The organism is Streptomyces colwelliae (assembly GCF_048158785.1).
Classification (GTDB): domain Bacteria; phylum Actinomycetota; class Actinomycetes; order Streptomycetales; family Streptomycetaceae; genus Streptomyces.
This window is the reverse complement of sequence record NZ_JBLTJC010000558.1, coordinates 1-5,101: the sequence shown is the minus strand read 5'-3', so window position 1 is coordinate 5,101 and position 5,101 is coordinate 1. Positions and strand designations below refer to the sequence as shown.

Sequence of the window (5,101 nt, the reverse complement as noted above, 5' to 3'; positions counted from 1 at the left end):
CTCCTCACCCACCCCGAGCAGCGCACCCGCCTGGAGAAGTCCCTGGCCGCGGGGGAACGCGACCTCCTCGAAACCGGCGTAGAGGAACTCCTGCGCTACGACGGCCCGGTGGAGCTGGCCACCTGGCGCTTCGCCACCCGCCCCCTCGCCCTCGGCGGGCAGGAGATCGCGGCCGGCGACCCCGTGCTCGTCGTCCTGGCGGCCGCGGACCGCGACCCGGAGCGGTTCGCCGATCCCGACGTCCTCGATCTCGGGCGCCGTGACAATCAACACCTCGGCTACGGCCACGGCATCCACTACTGCCTCGGCGCCCCGCTCGCCCGCCTGGAGGGCCAGACCGCGCTCGCCACCCTCCTCACCCGCCTCCCCGACCTGCAACTCGCCGCGGATCCGGCCGACTTGCGCTGGCGCGGCGGCCTCATCATGCGCGGACTGCGCACCCTCCCCGTGGAGTTCACCCCGGAGCACCGCTGAACAGGTGGTCCGGAGCAGCGCTGAACAGGCAATCCAGCCCCTTAAACCTGAAAGTGACAGTTCCTCAACTCTGTGATCTTCACGTGATCTCCGTGGCATTAACTTGTGACAAGTGATCGACTGTGGATACGTTCACCTACCAGCGCGGCGTCCCGCATCACCCCCCGCACCGTCCGCCGCGCGGTCCCCCCGCTGTCACGCGAAAGGCCTCCGCATGCTCTCCGGGAACGGTCGTCACCGTCGCCCCCGTCAGGCTCCGGCTCTCCTCGTCGCGGCCGGCGTGACCGGCTCCGCCATCGCCATCCCCCTCCTCGGCGCCGCCTCCGCGAACGCCGCAGACGGCACCACCTGGGACAAGGTGGCCAACTGCGAGAGCGGCGGCTCCTGGAGCGAGAACAGCGGCAACGGCTACTACGGCGGCTTGCAGATGTCCCAGGACGAATGGGACAAGTACGGCGGCCTCGACTACGCGCCCAGCGCCGACCTGGCCAGCCGCTCCCAGCAGATAGCCGTCGCCGAGAAGATCCTCGACGACAAGGGCACCACCCCGTGGATGACCTGTGCGCTGATCTCCGGCCTCACCACCACCTCGGGTTCGACGGACGTCGACACCGGCGTCGCGAGCGACTCCCCGTCGGCGGGCTCGACCGGCTCCTCCGACTCCGGCTCTGATTCCGACGGTTCGTCCGACTCGTCAGCTTCCTCCGGGTTGTCCGACTCCGGCACCACGGACTCGACTTCGTCCGACGTGTCCGGCGACTCGTCGACCGACAGCCCCTCGCCCACCGCGACGGACAACTCCGCCAAGTCCGACAAGTCCACCACCCCTTCGAAGGGCAACGACTCGGTCGCCGCCTCCCCGAAGCTCGACGAATCGGACAACTCGGCCCAGGCGGTGGGCAAGTGGAGCCTCGTCGACACCGGCGCGCTCAGCGAGTCCGACGACCAGCAGAGCGATCAGCGGACCACGCAGCAGAGCACCGGCAAGCACCGCGGGGCCAGCGCCGAGGAAAACGTGTCGCCGCAGACCTACACCGTCCGCGCCGGCGACTCACTCGCGTCCATCGCCGACTCCCTTGGCTTCGACGGCGGATGGCGCGCGCTCTACGCCGAGAATAAAAAGGTGATAGGCGCCGATCCGACCCAGATCGCCGCCGGTCAGACCTTGGACGTCGGTACGGAAGCGGACGAAAAGTAGCAAGCGAACGGCGGGAGTTCACGTCACGCTTCGAGCCGAATGTCCGGTTTGATCAAAGTGTGGGATGAGTCTCAGAAGCCCTGATCGTCTTTGAAATTCCGCCGATTCCCTGTCTACGGTCAAGGCCGCTCGTCACCACGAGCGTCCGGTTGCCGCAACGCCGAGTCCTGCCAGCGGCCTCCGGGAACATTCGTCGCGTAAAGCGCCGTAGGCAGGAGCGGGGGACCCAAGGTAAGCGCCGGGCCCGGGAGTTGAGAGACGACCGGAACCGGCTTGGGGTGAAGTCGCGCTTCGTACGAGACGTACGAGTCGCGGCCGGGCAACTCACACGGCCCGAACCCGACAGCTCACCTCGCAGGCGTCGGTGAGGGGATTGGGATTTTCCATGCTGTTTTCCAGCAAGGGCAAGCACCGCCGTCCGTCCAAAGCCACCCGCGTCGCCACGCTCGCCGGCGTCACCGGTGTCGCGATAGCCGCCCCGCTCATGGCCACCGGCAGCGCCTCCGCCGCCACCGCGTCCGAGTGGGACACGGTCGCCAGCTGTGAGTCCGGCGGCAACTGGTCCATCAACACCGGTAACGGCTACTACGGCGGCCTTCAGTTCTCCGCCTCGACGTGGGCCGCGTACGGCGGCACCGCCTACGCCTCCACCGCGAACCAGGCCTCCAAGTCCCAGCAGATCGCCGTCGCCGAGAAGGTTCTCGCCGCCCAGGGCAAGGGCGCCTGGCCCACCTGTGGCACCGGCCTGTCGGGCGCCGCGTACTCCGGCTCCAGCTCGTCGAGCGGCTCGTCCGGCACCAGCTCCTCGAAGAGCACCACCGAGCGCTCCACGAGTGACACGACCGCCTCCCGCTCCGCCGAGCGTCCGGCCGCCAAGAAGACCGTCACCACTCCGACCGGCAAGAAGGTCAAGAAGGGCGACGGCGAGTACAAGGTCGTCAAGGGCGACAGCCTCAGCTCCATCGCCGAGAAGCACAAGGTGAAGGGCGGCTGGCAGCAGCTGTTCAAGCTGAACAAGGACATCATCGACGACGCCGACGTCATCTTCCCGGGCCAGCAGCTCCACCTGAAGTGACAGCCCGAAGTGACATACGCGGCTCGTAGCTGAACCACAGCGCCCTCACATCCGTGGTGTCCATCATGGAGACCTCGTGAGGGTCACCCCCGTCCCCCACGGGCTCCCCGCTCCGGTGCGTGTTCCCCCGTACGCACCGGGGCGGGGCTTTTTGTGTCCCCGTGTTCTTCCGCGGGACTCTTTGTTCCGTTCGGAAACAATTTACTCTCGGTTCTGTCCATCAGGCGGCCGACCGGATGGCCAATCGCCCCGAGCCGGTTAGGCTCGTCTCGCAGAGCCGCTGCGGTGTTGCCGTAGCCGCGTCAGATCCCAAGAAGGAGATGCTCGTGCCGTCCATCGACGTCGTCGTAGCCCGGGAAATCCTGGACTCCCGAGGCAACCCCACGGTCGAGGTCGAGGTCGGCCTCGACGACGGCAGCACGGGTCGTGCCGCCGTTCCGTCCGGCGCCTCCACGGGTGCCTTCGAGGCCATCGAGCTGCGTGACGGGGACCCCAACCGCTACGGCGGCAAGGGTGTCGAGAAGGCCGTACTCGCCGTCATCGAGCAGATCGGCCCGGAGCTCGTCGGCTACGACGCCACCGAGCAGCGCCTGATCGACCAGGCGATGTTCGACCTGGACGCCACCGACAACAAGGGCTCGCTCGGCGCCAACGCCATCCTCGGCGTCTCCCTCGCCGTCGCGCACGCCGCGTCCGAGGCCAGCGACCTCCCCCTCTTCCGCTACCTCGGCGGCCCGAACGCGCACCTGCTGCCCGTTCCGATGATGAACATCCTGAACGGCGGCTCGCACGCCGACTCCAACGTGGACATCCAGGAGTTCATGATCGCCCCGATCGGCGCGGAGTCCTTCTCCGAGGCGCTGCGCTGGGGCGCCGAGGTCTACCACACCCTCAAGAAGGTGCTGAAGACCAAGGGCCTGTCCACCGGCCTCGGCGACGAGGGCGGCTTCGCCCCGAACCTGGAGTCCAACCGCGCCGCGCTCGACCTCATCATCGAGGCCATCAAGCAGGCCGGTTACATCCCCGGCGAGCAGATCGGGCTCGCGCTCGACGTCGCCGCGTCCGAGTTCTACAAGGACGGCAAGTACGAGTTCGAGGGCAAGTCCCGCTCGGCCGCCGAGATGACCGAGTACTACGAGGAGCTCGTCTCCGCGTACCCGCTCGTCTCCATCGAGGACCCGCTGTACGAGGACGACTGGGCCGGCTGGAAGGTCATCACCGACCGCATCGGCGACAAGGTCCAGATCGTCGGCGACGACCTCTTCGTCACCAACCCCGAGCGCCTCGCCCGCGGCATCGAGGAGGGCACGGCCAACGCCCTGCTCGTCAAGGTGAACCAGATCGGCTCGCTGACCGAGACCCTGGACGCCGTCGAGATGGCCCAGCGCAACGGCTTCAAGTGCATGATGTCCCACCGCTCCGGCGAGACCGAGGACACCACCATCGCCGACCTCGCCGTCGCGGTGAACTGCGGCCAGATCAAGACCGGCGCCCCGGCCCGCTCGGACCGCGTCGCCAAGTACAACCAGCTGCTCCGCATCGAGGAGATCCTCGACGACGCGGCGGAGTACGCGGGCCGTTCCGCTTTCCCGCGTTTCAAGGGCTGAGCCTTCCCCTTCGTCCGCTCTGCGGACCATGGGCACAGCAAGGGCTGAGCCGTACAGGGTTAAGCCTTAGCCAGTCGTACGTACGTCCCCGCACCCGGTCCCGTACCGTGTGCGGGGACGTACGCACGTGTGAAGGGGAGGCGGGACATGGCCGTGAAGGACCGGGACCGGTTCTCCACCGCGACCAGGCTCAAGCTGCTCGGCGAGCAGACGGCGGCCCGTGTCTACCGCTCCCAGACCAAGCGGCAGGCCCGCCGCTCCCGGCTCACCGGCCGGGCGGCCCTCCTCGCCCTGGTGCTGTGCTCGCTGATCGTGGCGCTCGCCTACCCGATAAGGCAGTACGTCTCCCAGCGCGCCGAGATCTCCGATCTCCAACGGCAGCAGGAGCAGGCGCGACAGCGCGTCGAGCAGCTCCGCGACCTCAAGGCACGCTGGCAGGACGACTCGTACGCGGAGCAGCAGATCCGGCAGCGGCTGCACTATGTGATGCCCGGGGAGACGGGCTACATCGTGATCGACCCGGACGCGGCCAAGCAGTCGCGCGCGGAACTGGGAGCGGCCGACCGTCCCTGGTACGCGAACGTGTGGGACGCCGTCGACAAGTCCGACGCCTCCGACCAGTGAGAACCATCAGCGAGCCAGTGAGAACCACCAGCGAGCCGGTGAGAACCACCGGCGAGAACTGACCCCATAGAAAGACGTCCTGAAGACAGTCATGGAAACGCCCCCGCCGCCCACCCCGCGCAC

5 protein-coding genes and 1 riboswitch are annotated in these 5,101 nt (G+C 68.0%); all 5 genes read left to right on the top strand.

The window, feature by feature from the left end:
* Positions 1-474, top strand: a 474-nt coding sequence (locus ACNFOC_RS50740) for a cytochrome P450 (RefSeq protein ID WP_416965757.1), incomplete at its 5' end; no start/stop codon positions are given.
* A 214-nt stretch (positions 475-688) separates the two neighbouring features.
* Entirely contained in the window at positions 689-1,672 is a 984-nt protein-coding gene (locus ACNFOC_RS50735) for a transglycosylase family protein (RefSeq protein WP_416965756.1), read from the top strand.
* Between the two features lie 193 nt (positions 1,673-1,865).
* Positions 1,866-2,048: riboswitch (cyclic di-AMP (ydaO/yuaA leader) on the top strand.
* A 9-nt stretch (positions 2,049-2,057) separates the two neighbouring features.
* Entirely contained in the window at positions 2,058-2,747 is a 690-nt protein-coding gene (locus ACNFOC_RS50730) for a transglycosylase family protein (RefSeq protein ID WP_416965755.1), read from the top strand.
* Between the two features lie 320 nt (positions 2,748-3,067).
* Positions 3,068-4,354, top strand: a complete 1,287-nt coding sequence (eno, locus tag ACNFOC_RS50725) for a phosphopyruvate hydratase (protein ID WP_033284339.1) — start codon at positions 3,068-3,070, stop codon at positions 4,352-4,354.
* Between the two features lie 147 nt (positions 4,355-4,501).
* The gene (locus tag ACNFOC_RS50720; protein ID WP_416965754.1) at positions 4,502-4,978 is read left to right on the top strand and encodes an FtsB family cell division protein; all 477 of its coding nucleotides are present in this window, start codon (positions 4,502-4,504) and stop codon (positions 4,976-4,978) included.
* Positions 4,979-5,101 lie beyond the last annotated feature (123 nt).